Annotated in this window: 5 protein-coding genes; 3 read left to right on the top strand and 2 right to left on the bottom strand. The window is 71.8% G+C overall.

The window, feature by feature from the left end; translation table 11 throughout:
* The first annotated feature begins 198 nt into the window (after positions 1-198).
* Positions 199-1,215 (top strand): ornithine carbamoyltransferase, encoded by a 1,017-nt coding sequence (gene argF, locus FNH04_RS39540; RefSeq protein ID WP_152790890.1) that lies wholly within the window; start codon positions 199-201, stop codon positions 1,213-1,215.
* Here argF and FNH04_RS39545 read toward each other — a convergent pair.
* Positions 1,212-1,673: an ATP-binding protein gene (locus FNH04_RS39545; protein ID WP_152790898.1), complete on the bottom strand. Its 462-nt coding sequence runs from the start codon at positions 1,671-1,673 to the stop codon at positions 1,212-1,214. The two genes, argF and FNH04_RS39545, sit on opposite strands and share 4 nt — an antisense overlap.
* A 311-nt stretch (positions 1,674-1,984) precedes the next feature.
* Here FNH04_RS39545 and FNH04_RS39550 point away from each other — a divergent pair, with 311 nt between their 5' ends.
* Positions 1,985-2,812, top strand: a complete 828-nt coding sequence (locus FNH04_RS39550) for an enoyl-CoA hydratase family protein (protein WP_152790892.1) — start codon at positions 1,985-1,987, stop codon at positions 2,810-2,812.
* A gap of 4 nt (positions 2,813-2,816) precedes the next feature.
* Positions 2,817-5,138: a bifunctional salicylyl-CoA 5-hydroxylase/oxidoreductase gene (locus tag FNH04_RS39555; RefSeq protein ID WP_152790894.1), complete on the top strand. Its 2,322-nt coding sequence runs from the start codon at positions 2,817-2,819 to the stop codon at positions 5,136-5,138.
* Positions 5,139-5,162: 24 nt separating this feature from the next.
* Here FNH04_RS39555 and FNH04_RS39560 read toward each other — a convergent pair.
* A partial coding sequence (locus tag FNH04_RS39560) for a sulfate adenylyltransferase subunit 1 (protein ID WP_152790896.1) occupies positions 5,163-6,165 on the bottom strand: 1,003 nt, incomplete at its 5' end.

Genomic DNA, 6,165 nt, shown 5'->3' on the forward strand with positions numbered 1-6,165 from the left:
CGGGAAAGGAGGTGACGGGGAAGGGGGGTGTGGTCGTCGGTCCGCCGCGGGTTCGTCGTGGCTGGTCGCGGAGTTCCCCGCGCCCCTGAAACCACGTGCCCACGACAGGGCTCCTGGGCCTGTATAGAAATGTGGGGCGTCGTATAGACTTCCAGCTCATCCTTCGCTGCGCAGTCCTTCCCGAACCCAGGAGCCCCCATGGTGACCGTTCCGACCGCTCTTGCCGGACGACACTTCCTCAAGGAGCTGGACTTCAGCGAGGCGGAGTTCCGGGGGCTGATCGAGCTGGCCGCCGAGCTGAAGGCGGCCAAGAAGGCCGGGAACGAGACGCAGTACCTGCGGGGGCGGAACATCGCGCTGATATTCGAGAAGACGTCGACGCGTACCCGCTGCGCGTTCGAGGTCGCGGCCGCGGACCAGGGGGCCACGACCACGTACCTCGACCCGTCCGGCTCGCAGCTGGGGCACAAGGAGTCCGTGAAGGACACCGCGCGCGTGCTCGGCCGGATGTTTGACGCCATCCAGTTCCGGGGGGACAGCCAGGCCAAGGTCGAGGAACTCGCCGTGTACGCCGGCGTCCCCGTCTACAACGGCCTCACCGACGACTGGCATCCCACCCAGATGCTCGCCGACGTGCTCACCATGACCGAGCACAGCGGCAAGGACCTCGTCAACGACGGGTTCATCCTCGCCTACCTCGGCGACGCCCGGTTCAACATGGGCAACTCCTACCTGATCACCGGTGCGCTGCTCGGCCTGGACGTACGGATCGTCGCGCCCAGGGCGTACTGGCCCAGTGACGACGTCGTCGCCCGGGCCCACAAGCTGGCCGGGGACAGCGGTGCCGCCATCACGCTCACCGAGGACATCGCCGAGGGGGTCGCCGGCGCCGACTTCGTGGCCACCGACATCTGGGTCTCCATGGGTGAGCCCAAGGAGGTCTGGGCCGAGCGGATCACCGCCCTCTCGCCGTACGCCGTGACCATGGACGTGCTCCGCGCGACCGGGAACCCCGACGTCAGGTTCCTCCACTGCCTCCCGGCCTTCCACGACCTCGGCACCAAGGTCGGCCGTGAGATGTACGAGACGTATGGCCTGGAGTCCCTGGAGGTCACGGACGAGGTCTTCGAGTCGTCGCACTCGGTGGTCTTCGACGAGGCGGAGAACCGCCTGCACACGATCAAGGCGCTCCTGGTCGCGACGCTCGCCCGCTAGACGGGCCGCCGCTGCTGGGGGATCAGCGGGAGGCGGAACCACACCGCCTTGCCCGACTCGGTCGGGCGGTGGCCGCAGGACGAGCTGAGGGTGCGGATGAGGAGCAGTCCGCGCCCGTGCTCCTGCCAGGGGTCGGGCGCGCCGTGATGCGGCAGGGTGAGATCGCCGGGCGGGGCCGGGTCGGGGTCGTGCACCTCGACCTGGCAGCCGGTCGGCAGCAGCTCCACGACCAGCTCTATCGGCCCGCTCCCCGCCGTGTGCTCCACCGCGTTGGCCACCAGCTCCGCGGTGAGCAGCTCCGCGGTGTCACTGTCCGCCGCGTGCTTGAGCTCGGCCAGTGCCGTGCGGACGAGCGCGCGGGCGACGGGCACGGCCGCGACGGTGTGCGGCAGCGCGATGCGCCAGGAGGCGGGGGCTGAGGGTTCGTGCAAGGTGGATCCGTTCATGGAGCAGGTCATCCTGCTTTCAGCTTCGTGCATGGTACGGCGCGCTCCGGCAGCGTCCCTCGGCGGGCGCCGTATGGGGCCATCGACCCCGTTGCCGGGCGGCTTACCCGGGTCAACGCCTCGCCTCGCGCATGCGCGCCCGCCGTTACCGGGCTGTCGACGATCCGTGACCGAGTGACGGACGGCCGTGACGCCACGCGGCAGGAGGGCGGCGCCCCCCCCGGTGTTATCGCGGGCTCGTGACGACAGTCACATATCAGTGATAGCTTCAAGAGGCAGGCAAGCGTCCCGTCGGTTGATCACGCACGAGGAGGCCGCCCCTCATGAGCCCCTTCACCGGCTCCGCCGCCCGTACCTCCGACTGGCGCCATCTGCGGTGCGCGGTCGACGACGGCGTCGCCACCGTCACCCTCGCCCGCCCCGAGAAACTCAACGCGCTCACCTTCGGCGCCTACGCCGACCTGCGCGACCTGCTCGCCGAGCTGTCCCGGGAGAGGTCGGTGCGCGCCCTGGTGCTGGCCGGGGAGGGGCGCGGCTTCTGCTCCGGCGGTGACGTCGACGAGATCATCGGCGCGACCCTCGGCATGGACACCGCCCAGCTCCTCGACTTCAACCGGATGACCGGGCAGGTGGTGCGGGCCGTCCGGGAGTGCCCGTTCCCGGTGATCGCCGCCCTGCACGGAGTGGCCGCGGGCGCGGGAGCCGTGCTCGCGCTGGCCGCCGACTTCCGGGTGGCCGATCCGAGCGCGCGGTTCGCCTTCCTTTTCACCCGGGTGGGACTCTCCGGCGGCGACATGGGCGCCGCCTATCTGCTGCCCCGGGTCGTCGGACTCGGGCACGCGACCCGGCTGCTGATGCTCGGCGACGCCGTACGGGCGCCCGAGGCCGAGCGGATCGGGCTGATCAGCGAGCTGACGGACGAGGGCCGCGCCGACGAGGCCGCCCAGGCACTGGCCCGCCGTCTGGCCGGGGGCCCGGCCCTCGCGTACGCCCAGACGAAGGCGCTGCTCACCGCCGAGCTGGACATGCCGCTCGCCGCCTCCGTCGAACTGGACGCCTCGACCCAGGCCCTCCTCATGAACGGTGAGGACTACGCCGAGTTCCACGCCGCGTTCACGGAGAAGCGGCCGCCGAAGTGGCGGGGGAGGTGACGGCATGAGGGTCGCGGTCATCGGCGGCGGTCCCGGGGGTCTGTACGCGGCGGCTCTGCTGAAACGCCTCGACCCGTCCCGCGAGATCACCGTCTGGGAGCGCAACGCCCCCGACGACACGTTCGGTTTCGGTGTCGTCCTCTCCGACGAGACGCTCGGCGGGATCGAGCACGCCGACCCGACCGTGTACGAGGCGATGCGGGCCGAGTTCGTGCGCTGGGACGACATCGACATCGTCCACCGGGGGGTACGGCACAGGTCCGGTGGCCACGGCTTCGCCGCCCTCGGCCGGAAACGGCTCCTGGAGATCCTGCACGAGCGCTGCCGGTCGCTCGGCGTCGAACTGCGCTTCCACGTCGAGGCGCCGTACCCGGCCTGGCTCACGGAGACGTACGACCTGGTCATCGCCGCCGACGGCGTGCACAGCACCACCCGCGAGGCGTACGCCGACGCCTTCCGGCCCTCCGTGGCCGAACACCGCTGCCGCTACATCTGGCTCGCCGCCGACTTCGCCTTCGACGCCTTCCGCTTCGAGATCGCCGAGACCGAGCACGGCGTGATGCAGCTGCACGGCTACCCCTACGCCCGCCCGTCGCCCGGCCACCACCCCTCAACGAGGCCCTCCGGGCCGCGGGATCAACTCGGCGCGTCCACCGTGATCGTCGAGATGCGCGAGGAGGTGTGGCGCGCGGCCGGCTTCGCGGACCTGGACGCGCAGGAGTCGGTCTCACGGTGCGCGAAGGTCTTCGCGGACGCCCTCGGCGGGCGGCCGCTGAGGTCCAACAGGTCCGCGTGGACCACGTTCCGCACGGTGGTCAACGCGCACTGGTCGCACGGCAACCTCGTCCTTCTCGGCGACGCCGCGCACACCGCGCACTTCTCCATCGGCTCCGGTACGAAGCTCGCCGTGGAGGACGCCCTGGCCCTCGCCGCCTGTCTGGAGGAACACCCGGACCTGCCCCGGGCGCTGGCCGCGTACGAGGCGGAGCGGCGCCCCGTAGTCGCCTCCACCCAGCGCGCGGCGCGGGCCAGCCTGGAGTGGTTCGAGAACCTGCGGATCCATCTCGGGCAGCCCTCCCGCCAGTTCGCCTTCAACCTGCTCACCCGCAGCCGCCGCGTCACCCACGACAACCTCCGGCTGCGCGACGCCCGGTTCACCCGGGCCGTGGAGCGCGAGTTCGGCTGCCCGCCCGGCACACCCCCGATGTTCACCCCGTTCCGGCTGCGCGGACTGACCCTGCGCAACCGGGTCGTCGTCTCACCCATGGACATGTACTCGGCGGTGGACGGCGTCCCCGGCGACTTCCACCTCGTCCACCTCGGCGCCCGGGCCCTCGGCGGTGCCGGACTGGTGATGACCGAGATGGTGTGCGTGAGCCCGGAGGGGCGGATCACCCCGGGCTGCGCCGGGCTCTGGACCCACCGGCAGGCGGAGGCCTGGCGCCGCGTGGTGCGGTTCGTGCACGAGGGGGCACCGGGCACCGCCATCGGCGTCCAGCTCGGTCACTCCGGCCGCAAGGGCTCCACCAAGCTGATGTGGGAGGGCATCGACGAACCCCTCGACGACGGCAACTGGCCGCTCGTGGCCCCGTCCCCGGTTCCGTACGGGCCCCGGAACCAGACCCCCCGTGAGCTGACGCGCGCCCAGCTGACCGATGTCCGCGAGCAGTTCGTGTCGGCCGCCCGGCATGCCGGCCGCAGCGGCTTCGACCTGCTCGAACTCCACTGCGCCCACGGCTACTTGCTGTCCGGTTTCCTCTCCCCCCTGACCAACCGCCGCACCGACCAGTACGGCGGCTCCCTCGACCGCAGGCTCCGCTTCCCGCTGGAGGTCTTCGACGCGGTCCGGTCGGTGTGGCCGGGGGAACGGCCCATGACGGTCCGTATCTCCGCCACCGACTGGTCCGACGGCGGGACGACCGCCGAGGACGCCGTGGAGATCGCTCGGGCCTTCGCCGCGCACGGCGCCGACGCCGTGGACGTGTCCACCGGGCAGGTCGTCGCGGACGAACACCCCGAGTACGGCCGCTCGTACCAGACGCCGTTCGCGGACCGTATCCGCCACGAGACCGGTGTCCCGGTGATCGCCGTGGGCGCGATCTCCTCCTGGGACGACGTCAACTCCCTGATACTGGCCGGGCGTACGGACCTGTGCGCCCTGGCCCGCCCCCACCTCTACGACCCGCACTGGACCCTGCACGCGGCGGCCGAGCAGGGCTACGAGGGCCCGGGCGTGAGCTGGCCCGCCCCCTACAGGGCCGGCAGCAGACCACCGCGCACCGGACGCACGGACGCCCCCAAACCCCGGCTCGCTCTGGGAACGTGAGGGCGCCCACGAGTCCGATGCGGCCTACGACAGGTCGGCCATGCCCGCCGTCAGTGTCGCGCCGTCGGCGGGGTCGACGAGGATGAACGCCCCGGTGCGGCGTACGTCCGCGTAGTCGTCGAGCGCCAGCGGCTCGGCCGTGCGCAGGGTGATCCGGCCCAGGTCGTTGGCGGCCAGGGCGTCCTTCCCCACTCCCGGCTGTGCCCGAGCGGGGTAACCCCCCTCGCTCAGGTCCTTCACGATCGCCTTCACGGTCCGCGTCGTGTGCCTGACCAGCACCCGGTCGCCGACCCGCAGCGGCCGTTCGGCCAGATGGCAGACCGCCGCCCGCACGTCCCGCGTCAGCGTCGGGGCGTCGGCCTCCGTCGTGATCATGTCGCCGCGCGAGACGTCCTGCCGGCCCGCCAGCCGTACGGTGATCGACTGCGGCGCGTACGCCACGTCCACCTCGGTGCCGAGCACGTCGATACCGGTGATCTCGGTGGTCACGCCCGACGGGTGGACCGTCACCCGGTCGCCCACCCGGAGCGAGCCGGACACCAACTGGCCCGCGTAGTGACGGGCTTCCTCGTGCCGGATGACGTACTGGACGGGGAAGCGCGCCGGAGCGCCCGCGTGCCCGTCGCCCACCGGGACGGTCTCCAGGTACTCCAGCAGCGCCGGACCCGCGTACCAGCCCATGTGCGCCGAGCGCTCGACGACGTTGTCACCGGCCAGCGCCGACACCGGGATCGGGGTGAAGCCCGTCAGGCCCAGCTCCTCGGCGTGGCCCGCGAAGTCCTGGACGATACGGTCGAACGCCTCCTCCTCGTAGGCGACGAGGTCCATCTTGTTGACGGCGAGGACGACGTGGGGGACGCGCAGCAGGGCGGCGATGGCGGCGTGGCGGCGGGTCTGTTTGACGACGCCGTTGCGGGCGTCGACGAGGATCACGGTGAGCTCGGCGGTGGAGGCGCCGGTGACCATGTTGCGGGTGTACTGCACGTGGCCGGGTGTGTCGGCGAGGATGAACCGGCGGCGGGGTGTG

The sequence above is a fragment of the Streptomyces phyllanthi genome (assembly GCF_009377205.1).
GTDB classification, from domain to species: Bacteria; Actinomycetota; Actinomycetes; order Streptomycetales; family Streptomycetaceae; genus Streptomyces; species Streptomyces phyllanthi.